At 61.6% G+C, this 16,606-nt stretch carries 15 protein-coding genes and 2 pseudogenes; 6 read left to right on the forward strand and 11 right to left on the reverse strand.

Translation table 11 applies throughout. The features are described from left to right. Nucleotides 1–254: 254 nt before the first annotated feature. On the reverse strand, nucleotides 255–938 hold the full coding sequence (locus AWB76_RS34315; RefSeq protein ID WP_061164545.1) for a type 1 glutamine amidotransferase domain-containing protein: 684 nt from the start codon (nucleotides 936–938) through the stop codon (nucleotides 255–257). A 183-nt stretch (nucleotides 939–1,121) separates the two neighbouring features. Continuing rightward, on the reverse strand, nucleotides 1,122–1,775 hold the full coding sequence (locus AWB76_RS34320) for a BON domain-containing protein (protein ID WP_061164546.1): 654 nt from the start codon (nucleotides 1,773–1,775) through the stop codon (nucleotides 1,122–1,124). Between the two features lie 378 nt (nucleotides 1,776–2,153). Here AWB76_RS34320 and AWB76_RS34325 point away from each other — a divergent pair, with 378 nt between their 5' ends. Both AWB76_RS34325 and AWB76_RS34330 read left to right on the forward strand, forming a co-directional pair. Then, entirely contained in the window at nucleotides 2,154–3,359 is a 1,206-nt protein-coding gene (locus AWB76_RS34325) for an alcohol dehydrogenase catalytic domain-containing protein (protein ID WP_061164547.1), read from the forward strand. Nucleotides 3,360–3,528: 169 nt separating this feature from the next. Beyond that, on the forward strand, nucleotides 3,529–3,876 hold the full coding sequence (locus AWB76_RS34330; RefSeq protein WP_061164548.1) for a BON domain-containing protein: 348 nt from the start codon (nucleotides 3,529–3,531) through the stop codon (nucleotides 3,874–3,876). Between the two features lie 201 nt (nucleotides 3,877–4,077). Here the strand turns inward: AWB76_RS34330 and AWB76_RS34335 are convergent, their stop codons facing one another. From AWB76_RS34335 to AWB76_RS34360, 6 genes are all read right to left on the reverse strand, one after another. Further along, nucleotides 4,078–5,277, reverse strand: a complete 1,200-nt coding sequence (locus tag AWB76_RS34335) for an alpha-hydroxy acid oxidase (protein ID WP_061164549.1) — start codon at nucleotides 5,275–5,277, stop codon at nucleotides 4,078–4,080. A 118-nt stretch (nucleotides 5,278–5,395) separates the two neighbouring features. After that, on the reverse strand, nucleotides 5,396–6,730 hold the full coding sequence (locus AWB76_RS34340; RefSeq protein ID WP_061164550.1) for an MFS transporter: 1,335 nt from the start codon (nucleotides 6,728–6,730) through the stop codon (nucleotides 5,396–5,398). Nucleotides 6,731–6,825: 95 nt separating this feature from the next. Next, a complete protein-coding gene (locus AWB76_RS34345; RefSeq protein ID WP_244173572.1) occupies nucleotides 6,826–7,551 on the reverse strand; it encodes a ribonuclease activity regulator RraA in 726 nt (241 codons plus the stop codon). A 43-nt stretch (nucleotides 7,552–7,594) separates the two neighbouring features. After that, nucleotides 7,595–8,758 (reverse strand): porin, encoded by a 1,164-nt coding sequence (locus AWB76_RS34350; RefSeq protein ID WP_061164552.1) that lies wholly within the window; start codon nucleotides 8,756–8,758, stop codon nucleotides 7,595–7,597. A gap of 177 nt (nucleotides 8,759–8,935) precedes the next feature. Next, nucleotides 8,936–9,637 carry a FadR/GntR family transcriptional regulator gene (locus tag AWB76_RS34355; RefSeq protein WP_061164553.1) on the reverse strand — a complete coding sequence of 234 codons (702 nt, stop codon included), beginning with the start codon at nucleotides 9,635–9,637 and terminating at the stop codon, nucleotides 8,936–8,938. Between the two features lie 218 nt (nucleotides 9,638–9,855). Then, the gene (locus AWB76_RS34360; protein ID WP_061164554.1) at nucleotides 9,856–10,773 is read right to left on the reverse strand and encodes a LysR family transcriptional regulator; all 918 of its coding nucleotides are present in this window, start codon (nucleotides 10,771–10,773) and stop codon (nucleotides 9,856–9,858) included. Between the two features lie 127 nt (nucleotides 10,774–10,900). Here AWB76_RS34360 and AWB76_RS34365 point away from each other — a divergent pair, with 127 nt between their 5' ends. The 4 genes and pseudogenes from AWB76_RS34365 to AWB76_RS43135 form a co-directional block, all read left to right on the forward strand. Next, nucleotides 10,901–12,184, forward strand: a complete 1,284-nt coding sequence (locus AWB76_RS34365; RefSeq protein WP_061164555.1) for an MFS transporter — start codon at nucleotides 10,901–10,903, stop codon at nucleotides 12,182–12,184. Nucleotides 12,185–12,231: 47 nt separating this feature from the next. Further along, complete coding sequence (locus AWB76_RS34370; protein ID WP_061164556.1) at nucleotides 12,232–13,728, forward strand: M81 family metallopeptidase; 1,497 nt, start codon at nucleotides 12,232–12,234, stop codon at nucleotides 13,726–13,728. A gap of 276 nt (nucleotides 13,729–14,004) precedes the next feature. Beyond that, nucleotides 14,005–14,157 (forward strand): annotated as a pseudogene (locus tag AWB76_RS42415) (MBL fold metallo-hydrolase); the annotation flags it as partial. Then, nucleotides 14,133–14,243, forward strand: a pseudogene (locus AWB76_RS43135) (flagellar transcriptional regulator FlhC); the annotation flags it as partial. The pseudogenes AWB76_RS42415 and AWB76_RS43135, both read left to right, overlap by 25 nt. A 4-nt stretch (nucleotides 14,244–14,247) precedes the next feature. Here the strand turns inward: AWB76_RS43135 and AWB76_RS34375 are convergent. The 3 genes from AWB76_RS34375 to AWB76_RS34385 form a co-directional block, all read right to left on the reverse strand. Beyond that, nucleotides 14,248–15,726, reverse strand: a complete 1,479-nt coding sequence (locus AWB76_RS34375; protein WP_061164557.1) for a 3'-5' exonuclease — start codon at nucleotides 15,724–15,726, stop codon at nucleotides 14,248–14,250. Between the two features lie 81 nt (nucleotides 15,727–15,807). Next, nucleotides 15,808–16,041, reverse strand: a complete 234-nt coding sequence (locus AWB76_RS34380; protein ID WP_244173573.1) for a hypothetical protein — start codon at nucleotides 16,039–16,041, stop codon at nucleotides 15,808–15,810. A 167-nt stretch (nucleotides 16,042–16,208) separates the two neighbouring features. Further along, a complete protein-coding gene (locus AWB76_RS34385) occupies nucleotides 16,209–16,595 on the reverse strand; it encodes a hypothetical protein (protein ID WP_061164558.1) in 387 nt (128 codons plus the stop codon). Nucleotides 16,596–16,606: the final 11 nt, after the last annotated feature.

The raw sequence follows: 16,606 nt of genomic DNA on the forward strand, positions 1-16,606 counted from the left end.
GAGCCAACTGACACGGACAGCAACAGAAAGCCCCATGACGTGGTCAAACGATCGTCGATCGCGTCCCCGTCAGGCGTCGAAGTTGGTTTTCTGAAAAGATGCTCTGTGCGTGCGATCGAAGTGAAGTTCTAGGTGGGACTGATGCAAATTCGGCGGGCATCAGCATCACGGAGCTGGATTGGGTCCGGGTTCCAGGTCTGCGGGTCCCGGTCGCGGCCCTGGCGATGACTCATTCCTTCAACTCAAGCGCCGTATCAGGCCATGCTCAGCCTCGAGAGCAGCGCTTTGGCCACTGCTTCCGACGAAGCGGGATTCTGGCCAGTAATCAGGCTTGCCGAGACGACCACGTATGATTGCCAATCCGGCCCCTTCGAATACTTGCCTCCATTCTTCTTCAACATGTCCTCGACGAGGAAAGGCACCACTTCCGTAAGACCGACAGCGGCTTCTTCTGAATTGGCAAAGCCGGTTACGGGTTTATCGCGCACGAGCGGAGAGCCATCGGGCGCTTTTGCATGACGGAGCACACCGGGAGCGTGGCAAACCGCGGCGACCGGCTTTCCCGTCGCATACATGGTTTCGATCAATGCGATCGATTGCGGATCTTCCGCCAGATCCCATAGCGGTCCGTGTCCGCCGGGATAGAACAAGGCGTCGTAGTCCGCGGCCGAGACAGATGAGAGCTTCGCCGTATTTGCCAGGGCCGCTTGCGCTTCGCCATCCTTCTTGAAGCGCCGGGTCGCTTCAGTTTGCGCATCCGGATCGTCGCTCTTGGGGTCGAGAGGTGGCTGACCGCCTTTTGGCGAAGCGAGTGTCATCTCGACGTCCGCGTCCTTGAACGCGTAGTAAGGCGCGGCAAACTCTTCGAGCCAGAATCCGGTTTTCCGGCCCGTATCGCCGAGCTGCTCGTGTGAAGTTAGAACCACCAAGATTTTCATGAGAACCTCGCGAGTCCGTTAATTCATGCGCAACGAGCCGAAGAGCGGTCTCATCAACGCAAGTCGCTCTGGCGGTATAGGCGGCCATCGAGAGCTGCGAGGGGGCTCCCAGTCTCGCTGCCGTGTCGTTTCCCGCCCCTCGGCCACGTCGATACGCAAGCTAGCCGCCCATTTCCCGCCCCCTCAGTAATCGATGGTGATCCGGTTGTCCACCCACGTCACTCCGGGCGCAAGCCATGCAATCCGCTCGGCCTCTTCGCGCTCGGCCCATGAGCGGACCTTGCCGCGCAGGACGACCTTATTGCCTTCGGCCTCCACCGTGACGTGCTGTGCGTCGACTTCCGCGTTGCGCTTGAACGCGTCCTCGATCTTGCGCTTGAGGTCCTCGGGCTGGATCTTCGGCTTGATCTCAATATCGTTCGTCAGGCCGGTTACGCCGCTCACCCGCAGCGCCGTGTCGGCCGCGCGGCGGCGCTGATAGTCCCATTCGACTTCGCCTTTCAGCGTCACGTGTCCGTCCCTGACGACCGCCTTGATATCTTCCACCGCATAAGGCAGCTCGGCCTTCAGTTGGGCGATGATCTCGCGCACGATCTCCGGATCGGGTCGCTTGTTAACCAGAGGCAACCGCACTTCGATATCATTTGCAACCCCCTTCACGCCCCGCACACGCGTCGCGTCCTCCTCGGCCTTGGTCCTTTGCCGGAAGCTGCGTGCGAAGCCGGACAATGTGACCGCGCCGTCCTTGACCGCGACCCCGATATCTGAGGGATCGATGTCCGGATCCCACCTCAGTTCGTACTCAACATCTCGTTTGATGTCGTCGTCGGTTCGCATCGCTGCTCCTCTTCGTCTCGCTGAGGGACTATCGCGTGCACGCGGAGCTCGCGCACCCGCGCACCGTAAGGCAAAGGTAGCGCGCGCAGCGCCGATTTTCTTCTCTTCGCCTGCGCAGTTTTTGCGAAATGCTGCCGTACGTTCACGTCAGAAACCCTCGCAGCAGGAGCGCAGAGATCCGACAAATTCTTGCAGGATTGAGAAAGAAAGGTAACCGCCAAGAGCCTAGTCTTGACGTCATCGTCATTGGGTCAGTGGCCACGTCGACCAGATCGGCGTCATCTCTTAGCCTGCATAGGTGGTCGGGATCGTCACGCCTTACCCATTCAGTGATGGGGATGTCGATCGGTCCTTACACATTCGACAAGGAAAAATATCATGGCTGCGAGCGGCAATCGCGTAGTAACGTTCATGGGTCCGATGAAGATGGAGCTGCAGACTTTCGACTATCCCAAGCTGGTCACGCCGACAGGCAAGAAAGCCAATCACGGCGCCATCCTCAAGATCGTGACGACGAACATCTGCGGCAGCGACCAGCACATCTACCACGGCCGCTTTGCCGCGCCTAAAGGGATGGTGATGGGACATGAGATGACCGGGGAAGTCATCGAGGTCGGGCCGGACGTCGAGTTCATCAGGAAGGGCGACCTATGTTCGGTCCCGTTCAACGTCTCTTGCGGGCGCTGCCGCAATTGCAAGGAGCGGCACACTGATGTGTGCATGAACGTCAATGACGCCGTCGACTGCGGCGCCTACGGTTTCAATCTCGGCGGCTGGCAGGGCGGCCAGTCCGACTACCTCATGGTGCCTTACGCGGACTGGAATCTGTTGCCTTTCCCGGACAAGGACCAGGCGATGGAGAAAATCCGCGATCTCACGCTGTTATCGGACATCCTGCCGACCGGCTTTCATGGTCTCATGGAGGCCGGGGCGAGGGTCGGATCGACAGTCTATATCGCCGGGGCCGGGCCGGTGGGCCGGTGCGCCGCGGCGGGAGCTCGCCTGATCGGCGCGTCCTGCATCATCGTGGCCGATACCAATCCGGCGCGGCTGGACTTGGTGAGGAACAACGGCTGCGAAGTGGTCGATCTCACCAAGGACACGCCGGTGGCCGATCAGATCGAAGCGATCCTGGGCAAGCGGGAGGTGGATTGCGGCGTGGATTGCGTCGGGCTGGAGGCGCACGGCAGTGGTCCGGAGGCGAACAGCGAGCACTCGGAGGCGGTAATCAACACGCTTCTCGAAGTGGTGCGGGCCGGTGGGGCGATGGGCGTCCCGGGCATCTATACCGACGCTGACCCGAAGGCGAGCACCGATCTGACGAAGAAGGGCCAGCTGCCTGTTGACTTCGGCAAGGCCTGGATCAAGTCGCCGAAGCTAACGGCCGGGCAGGCACCCATCATGCACTACAACCGCGATTTGATGATGGCGATCCTGTGGGACCGGATGCCCTATCTCGGCGCGATGCTGAACGTTGAGTTCATCACGCTGGAGCAGGCACCGGAGGCGTACAAGACGTTCAGCGACGGCTCGCCGAAGAAATTCGTCATCGATCCGCACGGCAGCGTGAAGAAAGCCGCATAGAACCCGAAGTTGTTACGGGGCGCTCGACTGCGTTTCCGGTTCGGGCGTCCCGACTTGTCGCATGAGGTGGCCGAGATAACCGGACGGCTCATCGGGTCACGAGCACGCCGTGATCCCGCCTCGTTTCCACTTACAGCGAATCATGCAGCGATCATCTGAAGGAGAAAAGATGAAAACGATGAAAGCCTGCGTTGCCACAGCGATCGCCGTCAGCGCCATTGTCGCGACCGTGCCTGTCGTTTACGCACAACAGACGACGGCAACTTCACCGACAGCGGCCCCTGGTTCGTCGAACAGAGCAGCAAACAAGGCGTTGGGGAAACGAGTTCAGACGGCCTTGTACAAGCAAAAGGGCGTATGGTCCGATGTTCATGCCATCGCTCGTAGCGGCAAGATTTATCTTGTGGGGATGGTTCCTGACGAGGCGCAGATAGATCTCGCAGCGAAGGTTGCTGAGGGTGTTCCTGGCGTGACATCGGTCCAGAACAACCTGAAAGTGGAGGAAGAAGGACATTAATGCTTGTTGTCCAACCGAATCCTTCGACTGCGTTGGCGCGCCTTGAGAACAGGAATGTCATGCTCTCAGGGCGACGCGTTGCCCGGTAGGCGGTTGCAAGGCTGAGTGATGGACATGCTGTGCTCTCTTTTGGATGATGCGGCTCGATCAACTTCGACCACGGCGCGACTTGTCTCATCTCGTACAAGAATATCGGCGCGCTCAGGTCACTGAGCCGAAACGCAGCAGGCGCAAGAATTCGGGCCCGAGTTCGTCAAGACGGTTGACACCGAGCAGACCCATATCCGCGTGAATCTCAGCCTTCACGAGACCGATGGCATGCTCCACGCCCGCCTGACCGCCCACGCACGCTGCGTAGTTCATCGGCCGCCCGATGAAAGCGCACTTCGCGCCGAGAGCAATCGCTTTCAATACATCAGTGCCGCGTCGAAAGCCGCTGTCGACCATGAGCTCCATGTTAGGGCAGGCTTCCACGATGGCAGGAAGCATGCGCATTGGCGAGACCGAGCCGTCGAGCTGTCGGCCGCCATGGTTGGATACGATAATGCCGTCCGCTCCGAGGTCTCGCGCGGTCGCGGCATCGTCCGGGTGCATAATGCCTTTGATCACCAGCGGGCCCTTCCAGCGCGCGCGAATTTCGCGGATCGCATCCCAGTCCAGATGTTCACGTCCGCTGAAATCCCGGTTGGCGCGACGCGAGAGCAACGGCTCGCCTCTTTGCGCCGAGGCATTCTCGAAATGCGGCATGCCGTGACGAAGCAACGTGCGCAGGAATGTGAAGAGCGACCAGGTCGGATGCGTCAGGCCGTCGCGCAATAGCTGAAAGTTCGGCCTGAGCGGAGTCCGGAAGCCGTTGCGCAGGTTGTTTTCCCGATTCGGCACGACCGACGAGTCTACCGTGACGACCAGCGTCGATACGTTGGCGGCGCTGACTCTCGCCACCAGCGCACGCATCTCTTCGAGCGTTCTCGGCATATAGACCTGGAACCAGGTTCCTGGCGCGGCTTCGACGACTTCTTCGAGCCGGATGAGCGACGCCGCGCTGAGAATCATGGGCACGCCGCACGCGCGCGCCGCCTGCGCCTGCGCGAGGTCGCCCCGGTAGCCCGTCAACGAACTGATGCCCATTGGCGCAATGCCGATCGGGGACTCGTAGCGTACGTCGAAGAGTTTCGTCGACTGGCTTCGCTGCGCTACGTTGCGCAGTACCCGCGGAACGAAGCCGAATTCGTTGAACGCCGCGCGGTTGTCCGCGAGGGACGCATTGTCCTCCGTCGCGCCCGCGACGTAACCGAAAAGAGGGCGCGGCAGCTTGCGTTTGGCCGCTGCCTCGAAATCGGCGAGCGAGAGGAAGCCGCGCAATTTCCGGGAGACACTTTTGGATTGCCTGATTGTGATCATGCCGCGCAACGCCTTTCCATTTTGCAGTGGTCCCCGCGCTCGTCGGGCTTCGTCGCGTAGGGGCGACGAGCGCGCAGACCGTTCCTATTGGCCCCAGAGGGCAGGCTTTTTATCGAAATTACCGAGTTGCCGTGGCCGCATCGGCGCGGTCCCGTCGCGCGAGACCGAGACGGAACCAAACGACGAGCGCGCCGATCCCGAGCAATAGCAGGCTAAAGGCGGGCACGAGCATTGGTGCGGATGTACTGTGCATCGTCTTGCCGACCCATGGCATGATGTTCTGCGCCAGGAAGCCGCCCACGCTGGAGCCGGCTGCTATGACGGCGAGCGCCGCGGCGCCGCCCGCGCCCTTCATGAACGATGCAGGCAAGAGCCGCGGCGGCAGTGCCCAGAAGCACGGGATCATCAGATACAGACATGGCGCGCCGAGCGAAAGCGCCGCGAAACGGACCGCATTCGAAAACGGCCCGACGCTCGCGATGAAGCACAGGATGCCGAGGAACGCGGCAGCGAACGCCGCCATCAGCACGGTGCGAGGCGTGCGCAAGCGGCGCGGCAGCCACAGCAGCATCAGTGATGTCAGGAACCACGGAATCATGTTGAGCATGCCGTTAACACTGCTCGATACCCCAAAGCCCCTGACCAAGGTAGGAAGCCAGTAGGCGATACCGTAAATCGCAATCGAGATCGTGCCATAGCCGACCGAAAACAGCGCCACGGTCACGAGCGAGTTGAACGACCAGGCGCCACCGGTCGCCTGGACCGGCGCCGGATCACGGCGCAGGCTGTCCTCGATGACTTCCTTCTCGCGCTCGGAGAGAAAGCGCGCCGAGCGCGGATTGTCGGGCAGAAAGTACAACGAGACGAACGTCAGCAACACAGCGGGCGTGCCCGTTGTGAGAAACACCCACTGCCAGCCTTCAAGGCCGAGCGAACCGTGCAGTTCGAGCGAGAAGCCGCCGATGAGCGAGCCGAGCATATTGCCCATGCTGCTGCCAAGTGTCAGCAATCCGATGATGCCGGTGCGCTGGCGTTCCGGAAACCACATGCCGAGATAAAGAATGATGCCCGGATAAAGTCCCGCCTCGGCCGCGCCCAACAAGAAGCGCAGCACCTGGAACGCGGTTTCGGACGGCGTCCACGCCAGCAACAGCGTCGCGATGCCCCACGTGAACATGATGCGCGAAATCCAGCGGCGAGCACCATACCGATGCATCGCCAGATTGCTCGGCACCTCGCACAACAGATAGCCAACGAAAAACAGCGATGATGCGAAGCCGTACGACGCCTCGCTCATATGCAGGCTTGTGAGCATCTGCAACTTGGCGAAGCCGATGTTCGCGCGATCGATATAGGCGGTGAGAAAGATCGCGATCAGAAGCGGCACCAGCCGCCACGCAACGCGCGTGAAAAGTTGCGTTTCCACACTACGGTTTGTCACTATGGTCTCCATGCCCGGCGGCTTTCCCCGCGCGCTGTGGCGTTTGACGATGTTGCAGCTGGGCGGCGCACAGAAGGCGTCGCGCAACCGTTTCCGGATTTGCCGGCCTACTTGCTGGTGTTTGCTTTCCAGACCTCGAACTCTGCTCGCGCCGAGTCACCCGGCGGGTAGAGGCCAAGAGTGGAACGGCCTTCGCGGACTCGCGCATCGACCCAATCCTCGAAAAGCGTCATCGCGGCCGCTTCTTCGGCGATTTCGTTCGCCAGGTGCGCCGGGATCACGACGACGCCTTCCGCATCGCCGACAACGATATCGCCGGGATACACGGCGACATCGCCACACGCGATCGGCACGTTCAGATCCACCGCGTGGTGGTGTATCAAATTCGTCGGCGCGGACGGACGGACCGCATAGCACGGGAAGTCGAGCAAGCGCAGATCCGGCGTGTCGCGAAAACCGCCGTCGGTGACGATTCCGGCGACGCCGCGCATCATCATGCGTGTGATGAGGATGCCGCCCGCGGAAGCGGCGCGCGGGTCCTTGCGGGAATCGACGACCATGACGTGACCGGCCGGAATCTCTTCGATGCCGCGCCGCTGCGGATGACTGCGATCGGTGAAGACGGACATGGTGTCGAGATCCTCGCGCGCCGGGATATAGCGCAGCGTGAACGCCTCGCCGACCATGCGCGCCGCCGCTGAGTTAACCGGCAGCACACCCTGGATGCAGACGTTTCGCAGGCCTCGCTTGAAGAGTGCAGTAGTCAGAGTCGCCGTGCTGACGCCACGAAGGCGCGCGCGGTTTTCGTCGGTGAGCGAACGGGTGGTATTCACTGGAAGCATCCTGTTGGAAGGTGAAGCCGTGTGTGACGACTCGTTAGAACTTGTGGCGCACGGCGAAGCGAACGGCGGCCTGCTGATTCGACGACGATGGCGTCAGGCCGTTAAGTGATGCGCGTGCCGCATGGCCGGTCGAGTCGGTACCTGAAGCGTGTTGCAGAACGCTGATCAGATAAAAGTCAGTTCGCTTCGAGACTGCGTAGTTCGCAGCGAGCGCGCCCTGGTGATAGCTGGCGTCATGTGCGCCGCTGTTTTTCGTGTAGCTGTAGGCGGCGCCGACCGACAGCGCCGGCGTCAACTGATACTGGAAGTCGAGTTCGGCACTGTTGAAGGTCGCCGTGCCGCTGGCTCCGGCAGGGTTCAAGATAGATGCGGTCCCGCTCAGGTTCTTGAACTTGGTATTGGAGTAAATGGCTCCGAGCGTCGCGCGGCCGATCGCATAGGTCGCACCGGCTCCGATGATCTGCTCGGTTTGCGCCGACGCGTAACCGTTGATGACAGGAGAACTGCCGAAGTTGTTGCTCGCCGCCGTGGCGCCGACCGCCGTCCCGAAAAACGATGCGTTCGGGTTGCGTGCGTTGAGGTAACCCGCACCGATGTTGAGCGGACCGCTCGAATAGCCCACGCCCATGGACCAGATCTGATTCGCGCCGACGCTTCCCGGAACGCCGCCGAAGCTATAGAGCCCTTCCGCCGACCAGCCGTTCAAGGTGACGGTGCGATACTTGATCGCATTGTTCACGCGGTTCGCGTTGTTCAGATTGTCGACGTCAGCCGGATGCGCGCCGATGCTTCCAGAGAACATGGCGCTCGGCATCAGCGCATGCACGTAGTCCACGACCGGGTCGTACTGGCGGCCGAGGGTAATCGTTCCGAAGTTCGTCGCGAGTCCAACGTAAGCCTGCCGACCAAACTCGAGCGAACCTTGTCCCATCCTGCCGTTATTTACATCGAAGCCGCTCTCGAGCACGAAGACAGCCTTCATCCCGCCGCCGACATCCTCCACGCCGCGCAGCCCCCAGCGACTGCCGCTCAATATGCCACTCGATAGATTGAACAGGTTATGACCGTTGCCGGGACTGGTTTGGACGTTGCTCGTGTAATTCACGCCTTCGTCGATGATGCCGTATAGCGTCACGCTGCTTTGCGCGTGTGCCTCGCTAACGATCGCGAGTGTGCACGCGACGGCGACTCCTGCCAACGGAAGGTGTTTGAGGCAGGTGCGGCCTTGGACTTGCTCTTTCACTAAATGTCTCCGGTTTGTGGTTGGTTCGTATCGGGAAGTTGCCCGTATACCGCGATAGTCAGGAAATCAGGTTGTCAGACAATGTGCGCAAAAAAAATTGCGGCGCTCACATCTTGCGTAGGCGCCCCCGCGTCAATCGTTGCGAGGCAGATCGATGCCTTGACGCTTTGCCGCCGCGCGCAAATGGCGCTCGGCCGCTGCGGCCGCCTCAATGCAATCGCCCCGTTCGATGGCATCGAAGAGTTCGCCGTGCTCGCGCCAGGCGAAGTCGCCGGCGTGGTGCGCCGTCTTTTCCCACTGCGCCCGCCGCGCTATCGCGAGTTGGCTATGCAGGAAATCGTGGAACGCGACAAAGTACTCATTTTTCGTCGCCGCCGCGATCGCTCGATGAAAGGCGACGTCTGCCGCCGAGGCCGCCTTGGAATCGTTGCGTTTCTCCTCCATTTCGCGGATCGCGGCCTTCATATACTGCAGGTCGGCGCGAGTACGACGTCGCGCGGCCGCAGTGGCTGCCTGCGTCTCTATCCACAGTCGAAACTCGAACAATTGCGGTAGGTCGACCCGGCTGCCGTCGGGACTGGGAAGGCGAAACACCGTGCCCGAAGGTGTGCCGGAGATGAACGAGCCGGCACCTCGACGCGCAATCAGCACGCCATCGGACTTCAACTGAGCGATCGCCTCTCGGACGACCGAGCGGCTGACATTGAGCCGCTCCGAAAGTTGCTGCTCGGTCGGCAAGCGAGATTCCGCCGGGAACGTGCCCGCCTGAATCTCCGCGCGGATCGCTCCTACTACCCGCTGCACCAGCGAGTCAGGTCTTTCAAGCTCAAGCATTGCGTCTACGATTAATCAGGTTGTCGGACAATACCGTGCCAGATGTGCCGTGTCAATGTCGAAGTCACTGCCAGCAACGCGGCGCGCAAGCACAGCCGTCCTTGGCCGAGAGCCCTCGCGTCCGCTGTCGGCCAGGAACCGGCGCGTTGCCCGCCACCGGTTCCCTGATCGGTCGATGTCTTTGCGACATCGCGCAAGTGTGGTTTGCCGAGCGCGCTCTAGGCGCTCGCCGCAAATACGCTCATCCGCTGCAAAATCCAACTCAGCAGTTCTTCCGCCGCGCCGGAAAGCGGCCGTCGCGCCTTCACAAGAATGCGTGCTTTCGCTGCCTCGAATACCGGATGCAGGATGGGTAACGCGACCAAATCGCCCGCATCGATCTCCCGGTATACGGAGAACGCACCGATCAACGTCGCGCCTTCGCCGCGGGTCACGAACTGGCGCAGCACCTGCAGAGAGTTGGTGACGAGCGTTGGTCTGACCTCGACATTTTCTGTGTAGGCGAGCATTTCGATGACTTGTCCCAGACCGAAGGCGGGCGGCATCAATGCGAGCGGATAGCGCAACATCTCGCCGATGGTAACGGCGCCGCCCCGTTTTGCAAGCGGATGCGCCGCATTGACCAGCAATACCACCGGCTGCGATGACGTCGCCCGATACACGATATCGGGATGCGCCGGCGGATTGTACGCGAGGCCGATGTGCGCGCGGCTCTGGGCGACTTCTTCCAGCACGTCGTTGACGGGCAGAATATCGACCGCCACATCGAGCTTTGGATACTGCATGTGGAAGTCGCTCAGCACTTCCTCCATCAGGCCGTCGATATAACCCTCGCTGATCGCAAGCCGGATGTGCCCGCGCTCAAGGCCGTGCAGCGCCCGCAGCCGGTCTTCAAGTTGTTCCTGCTGTGCCTGACAGCCACGCCAGTATTCGAGCAGATGCGACGCCGCTTCGGTCGGCTTTACCCCGCGCGCCTGTCGTTCGAACAGTGGCGCGCCGACCTCTTCCTCGAGCAAGCGGATTTGCCGCGTAATGACGGATGCCGCCGTGTTGAGGCTGTCCGCCGCCGCGCGGATCGAGCCTTGCGCGAGCACTTCATGGAAATACCGCAGCCTTCGTTGATTCAGTTCGCGCATCTCAAGACCACTTTCAAACGTTGCCCAAGAGGCAACGATAGCCGGCTTCGGTTGCTCTTGCTCGTCGCGTTTTGGCCGTTGAAGATAGATTCACCTCACGACCGAAAACGTTTACCGGAGAACGCACTTGTCCGCCATTCCCTCCACGCACATGACCGAGCTGCACGCGGCGCTGTATCGCAAGCTCGACTGGCGGTTGCTCCCGTTCCTGCTGCTTTGCTACACATTCGCGTATCTCGATCGCGTGAATATCGGATTCGCCAAACTGCAGATGCAGAGCGATCTCGGTTTCTCCGACGCCGTTTATGGCCTCGGCGCGGGTATCTTCTTTCTCGGCTACGTACTGTTCGAAGTTCCGAGCAATCTCTTGCTGCCGAAGGTCGGTGCACGAAAGACCATCAGCCGCATCATGATTCTTTGGGGTATGACATCGGCGGCAATGCTATTCGTGCGCAGCGAAACGACCTTTTATGCGATGCGCTTCCTGCTGGGTGTGTTCGAGGCTGGTTTCGCGCCCGGCATGATTTTCTATCTGACATACTGGTATGGCCGGTTGCGCATGGCGCAGGTGATGGCGATCGTGATGCTTGCCGGGCCAATCGGCGGCGCCTTCGGCGGGCCGCTCTCGACCTGGATCATGACGTCTTTCTCTGGCGCGCATGGTCTCGACGGCTGGCAGTGGATGTTTCTCATCGAAGGCCTGCCGTGTGTGCTGTTCGGTGTGCTCGCGCTGTTCGTACTCGCGGACCGTCCCGCCGACGCGCGCTGGCTTTCTGACGATGAAAAACGTCTGCTCGCGTCCGAACTCGATACTTCCGGCGGTCATCATTCGTTCGCGCAGGTCGCGCGCGATCCTCGTGTCTATCTGATGGCCGTGCCGTACTTTTGCTTCATCTGCGGCATCTATGCCGTGAGTTTCTGGCTCCCTTCCATCATCAAGGCGGCGGGCGTCAAGGACACGATGCAGATCGGTCTGTATTCCGCGATTCCCTATGTCGCCGCCGCCATCACGATGATTTGCATCGGACGCAGTTCCGACCGTCGCGGCGAGCGGCGCTATCACAGCGCGGTTCCGGCTCTCGTCGGCTCGCTGGCGCTCGCGCTCGCAACCTTCTTCGGCGGCGATCTGGCGATATCGCTGAGTTGCATGACCATCGCGACTGCGATGATGTGGTCCGCCTACACGGTGTTCTGGGCGATGCCTTCCGAGCATTTGAAGGGCGACGCCGCCTCGGGTGGGATCGCGCTCATCAACACCATTGGGCTGATCGGCGGCTTTCTCAGCCCGACGATCATCGGCTGGGCACAAAGCGCGACCGGCAGCCTGCACGCCGGCTTATACGTGATGGTCGCGCTGCTTGCCATCGGCGCGCTCGTGCTGATCCTCATGCGTCCCGCCCGTGCGGCGTGACCTTCGCCCATTCATCGAACAAACTACGAGAACGAGAGGCTTGCATCTTGCCGAATTCCAGTCGCACCATTCTCATCGCCGGGTTCCAGCACGAAACGAACACGTTCGCGCCCTCGAAAGCCACCTATGAAAGCTTCGAGCGCGGCGAAGGTTTTCCGCTGATGTGTCGCGGCGCCGACGTGCTCGCGCTGCGCGAGGTCAACATTCCCGCAGGGGGATTCATTCGCGCGGCGCAAGCGTCGGGGCACACGCTAGTGCCAGTCATCTGGGCGGGCGCGAGTCCATCGGCGCACGTCACGCGCGACGCCTTCGAGCGGATCGCGGGCGAAGTCGTCGAGGCCGCGAGTACGCGCGACTTCGACGCGGTCTACCTGGATCTGCATGGCGCGATGGTCGCCGAGCATGTCGACGACGGCGAAGGCGAGCTCCTCGCGCGCGTACGCGAGATAGTCGGGCGCGATGTGCCGATCGTCGCTTCGCTCGATCTGCATGCAAACGTCACGGAACGCATGTTGCGTAACGCCGACGCGCTGGTCGCATACCGCACGTATCCGCATGTCGATATGGCGGACACGGGTGCGCGCGCGGCCGCGCTGCTCGAACGGCTCCTGGCGGGCGAGACGCTGCACGGCGCGTCGCGGCGGTTGCCATTCCTGATTCCGATCAACGGCATGTGCACCTTGCTCGAGCCGTCGCGCGGGATGTACGAGTCCGTGAGCGCGGCAGAGGCGGGCGCGGTGGTGTCCGCGTCGTTCGCGCCGGGTTTTCCGGCAGCAGATTTCGCCGAATGCGGTCCGGTGATCTGGGCTTACGCACATTCGGCCGAGGAGGCGGAAGCGGCCGTCGACGCGCTGTACAGCCGCATGCTCGCTGAAGAGTCCGCCTGGTGCGTGCCGTTTCTCTCGCCCGACGAGGCCGTGCGCGAAGCGATGCGACTGTCGAACGGTGCAAGCCGTCCGGTTGTGATTGCGGATACGCAGGACAATCCTGGCGCGGGTGGCGATGCCAACACAATGGAGATGCTGCGTGCACTGGTACGCAATGGCGCGAACGGCGCGGCCTTCGGGCTGATCTACGATCCCGCTGCGGCGGCGGCTGCGCATCGTGCGGGCGTCGGCGCGCGCTTGGAACTGTCGCTGGGCGGGCAATCCAACGTACCGGGCGATGCGCCGTTCGCCGGCGTATTCGAGGTCGTATCGCTATCTGATGGACGTTGCCGCTACGACGGCCCGATGATGAACGGGATGCAAGCTGAGCTTGGCCCTGTGGCATGTCTGCGTTTCGATGACGTGCTGATCGCGGTGAGCTCGCGCAAGGCGCAGATGCTGGATCGAAATCTTTATCGCGTGGCCGGTATCCAGCCTGAGGAGATGAGGATTTTGGTGAACAAGAGCTCGGTGCATTTCCGTGCAGATTTCGAGCCGATCGCCAAGGCCGTGCTTGTCGCGAAAGCGCCCGGCCCAATGGTGGCTGACCCGGCTGACTTGCCTTGGACACGCCTTGCGCGCGGGATGCGTACCCGTCCGGGTGGCGAGGCGTTCTAGGTAGGCAGCGGATTCACGTCGGCGAAGGCGATTCCTATCGGCAGGCGCGGCGACGACAGTCGTTGCGCCGAGAAGCGCTACTGACGTCCTCGGGCAGCGAGGGGAATGGGTCGCCTGGTACAACCATTGTCGGCTCATGGAACCGCTCGGCTATATCCCGCCCGCCGAGGCTGAGGCAAACCACTACAGGCAACTCAGAAATGCCGCTGACGTGCCTGCATTAACTTAAACCGACCGGCCTCCACGATTCCCGGTGCGGTTCACGGTGCGGTTCACTTCAACCTCGAGCCGGAGTTCTGCCTGGACGGAACACAGTTCGATCATCTTTTGGCGGACGGCGAAGCGTTTGCCATCGGCGGCATGACTGCAAAGGCGATGCACGTGCCTGGGCACACGCCCGCTGACATTCGATGGTGTGTGGCATCTGCCAGCCGCCGTCACGGGCAGGTAAGACCAAGGCGGCCGCGAAAGCCGCGCTCAAGCGAGACGCCGCCTTGCGGGCAAAAGCGGCCTGAGCGTTTATCCGCGAGCGGCCTTCGGCACGTTAAAGAGCCGAAGCAGTTCGTCGCGAACATCCGAGATGTCGAGCACGTGTTGCGCCCGCGTGAGCGCAACATACAGCAGCCGCATCTCGTCCTCGTCCGAGGTCAGCCGACCGTCGACCATCTTGAAGCGGAAGTCGTTGACGATCCGCACCCGCTTCCATTCCAGTCCCTTCGCCCGGTGAATGGTCGAGATGACATAGTCAGCTTGGCCTTCGGGCGTTTGGCGTTGAGCGAGTGCGCGCAAGTAATCCGTGCCGCGATCGTCGACGATCTCTACGACAGGCAGCAAGTCGCGTCCGACCGCGCTGCGCGCGAAAGCCTGCGCTTCTTTCCAGTTCTCGAATAGCGATAGGGCGGTTGGTCGGAAGGTCCGCCTTCCGTTGAGCAACTGATCAGCACCGTCCGCAAAGGCAATGATCTCGCTCGGGTTCATGCGAAGCGCCGGTCGGTGCCCCATCTCAATGCCCGCCGCGAACTGCCAGATTGCCGTCGCGTTCTTGCGGCAAAGCACCGCGTCGACGGGCGGCTGCACTGATGGATCTTCGACCATGATCGAGCCGATGGTCGGCTGGCCTCGGATCGGGGTGGATTCCCCAAGCAGTGCGAGCACGCAACTCGCGAGTCCTGCGAAGGTCGGCCCGAAACGAAACGACTCAGTCAGCGGTCGCTCTGGCGCATTGATCTGTGCCATCGCGTTGACCGCGCCGCGCCACTCGTAGATCTGCTGGTACGGATCGCCCACGTAGATCGTCTGCGCGTGTCGTTGCTTGGCAAGAACGGACAGCATGATCCCATCGCTATCCTGGGCTTCGTCGAACAAGATGAAGTCGGCGTTGATACGCGGATTGGACTGGCCCCACACCTTCAGATAAACGTCCGGCTGTATCGCCTTCAGACCGCGTGGGTTGATGCTTTCCGCCCACAACCGCCCAACGCTAGGCGCGAGCTGCTCGCGAAGCCAGTCGGCCGCGTCGTCGCGGATCTTTTCGTCGACCGGTATGTGAAAGGGCTGTGGCGTATCGTCAGCGGACCGACAAAAGCGGCCGAGACCGTCGGCGATCATCCGGCCGATCTCGAACGGCGCGACTTCCGCATTCTTTCCCGTGATGGTCGGCACTTCGATAGGACCGAACCCATATCGCGCGGCCAGTTCGTGCGGCGGCTCGGACGGCAGGTTGATGCGCGCGGTCAGCCACGCGGGGGTGCTAGCGTAGGCGAGCGAATGGACGGTGCGGGCTGAGACGTTGGCCGGAAAGCCGCGGCGCGCCGAGTCCGCGATCTCCTTGTTGAACGCCAGATAGCTACCGCGCCGGCCAGTGAGTTGCTGGGCGACGAGCCGAAGCGTCGAAGTCTTGCCTGCGCCCGCATACGCTTTGACCTTCAGGTCGCCGCCGCCTTTTGCGGCTTCGACGACGGCTTCCTGTTCCGCCGTGGGTTTGTATGCCTTGGCCACCGATCGCTCTTCCAACGAAAACAAGCAGTGTGCCGCATGTTCGACCGACCGGTGCCGGCGCGGCCGCCACGCTCGCTGCTGCTACTTGCGTCCGTCGGCGATGAAGCGAGGCGGAAAGATGATGCAGCCGTGCTCGTCGCGCTCGACGGGCAGGTCTGAACTGTCCAGCATCTTCTCGACGTCCTGGACCTCGGGCAATGGGGGCCACGGCCACGCTTTTGTCGCCCATGATGGGATCCAGTCCTGACGAACAAGGCCGAATTCTTCTGGCTCGTCCCATATCGAATCGAACGTTTGATCGAGAAGTTGCTGCATATAGGCGACGTGCTCAAGACGCATCGACTACCAGTGGCGTCGGACGCGGTCTTCGCCGGCGATTACGGCGCGCGACTCAAGATCGAGCACGAACCGGTGCTTCATGTAGGGCTCGCTGGCCCACAGCGAATCCCATTCTCCGACCGCATATCGTTGCATCGACGCTCCTAGTCCCAGCCCCAATCGTGACGCTCTTTCGCATGGAGAGCCAACCCAAGAATATCCGGTAAGCCAAACGACGACGTCCCTCTTTTTGCCGCAATGAATTGGTCAACGAGTGTCGGCTTCACCCTGAGCATCACCATCGCCTTCAGTTCGTCATAGTCGAAAAGATGCATCATCGCGGGTCGGTTCGCGACCAACGCGCTAATCTCCCGACAGCGAACCGCCTCGCGAGCGCTCGCCAAGCCGTACTTTTGCCGCACATGCTCATGGACGTCGCGACGTGCCTGAATGCGATCTTCTTTCGTCTTGTACTGCTCGAATACGTCAAATTCAATGTCCAAAAGCGCGAGGCTTATCTCGTTTCCTGCTTGTATAAATCTCGGCGGCACAGCAGATCCTC

Origin of the sequence: Caballeronia temeraria, assembly GCF_001544795.2 — a bacterium.
Classification (GTDB): Bacteria; Pseudomonadota; Gammaproteobacteria; order Burkholderiales; family Burkholderiaceae; genus Caballeronia; species Caballeronia temeraria.

Excerpts from the sequence above, each read along its gene's own strand:
- AWB76_RS34315 (WP_061164545.1), bottom strand. The coding sequence starts at position 938 with ATGAAAATCTTGGTGGTTCTAACTTCACACGAGCAGCTCGGCGATACG.
- AWB76_RS34320 (WP_061164546.1), bottom strand. The coding sequence starts at position 1,775 with ATGCGAACCGACGACGACATCAAACGAGATGTTGAGTACGAACTGAGG.
- AWB76_RS34325 (WP_061164547.1), top strand. The coding sequence starts at position 2,154 with ATGGCTGCGAGCGGCAATCGCGTAGTAACGTTCATGGGTCCGATGAAG.
- AWB76_RS34330 (WP_061164548.1), top strand. The coding sequence starts at position 3,529 with ATGAAAACGATGAAAGCCTGCGTTGCCACAGCGATCGCCGTCAGCGCC.
- AWB76_RS34335 (WP_061164549.1), bottom strand. The coding sequence starts at position 5,277 with ATGATCACAATCAGGCAATCCAAAAGTGTCTCCCGGAAATTGCGCGGC.
- AWB76_RS34340 (WP_061164550.1), bottom strand. The coding sequence starts at position 6,730 with ATGGAGACCATAGTGACAAACCGTAGTGTGGAAACGCAACTTTTCACG.
- AWB76_RS34355 (WP_061164553.1), bottom strand. The coding sequence starts at position 9,637 with ATGCTTGAGCTTGAAAGACCTGACTCGCTGGTGCAGCGGGTAGTAGGA.
- AWB76_RS34360 (WP_061164554.1), bottom strand. The coding sequence starts at position 10,773 with ATGCGCGAACTGAATCAACGAAGGCTGCGGTATTTCCATGAAGTGCTC.
- AWB76_RS34380 (WP_244173573.1), bottom strand. The coding sequence starts at position 16,041 with ATGCAGCAACTTCTCGATCAAACGTTCGATTCGATATGGGACGAGCCA.